This is a genomic window from Streptomyces sp. GbtcB7 (assembly GCF_019091445.1).
Taxonomy (GTDB): Bacteria; Actinomycetota; Actinomycetes; order Streptomycetales; family Streptomycetaceae; genus Streptomyces; species Streptomyces mirabilis.
The window spans coordinates 1-235 of record NZ_JAGXJM010000655.1 but is presented as its reverse complement, the minus strand read 5'-3'; the positions used below and the strand labels follow the sequence as shown (position 1 = coordinate 235).

At 77.4% G+C, this 235-nt stretch carries 1 protein-coding gene; it reads left to right on the top strand.

Annotated features, from left to right (window positions below):
- Nucleotides 1-235 (top strand): cysteine protease StiP domain-containing protein (locus KVT44_RS57140; RefSeq protein WP_302832281.1); only part of this gene is annotated, 235 nt, incomplete at both ends.

Genomic DNA, 235 nt, shown 5'->3' with positions numbered 1-235 from the left:
CACTCCCCCCCGACCCCCACCGCGGCCCCGCCTTCTCCTCGTACGCGCCCGACGAGGTCGGCTGGCTGCGGCAGGTCCTCTCGGCCGTGCCGCTGGAGGCGCCGACCGAGGAGCGCGAGGAGGCGATCCAGGGCGGCGGCGCCCACTACGCGGAGTCGCTGCCGGTCGAGTACCTGCCGAGCCCCCAGTACCAGGGGCTGTTCCAGGCGGCCCGCGCCCCCTCGGCCGCCCGCAT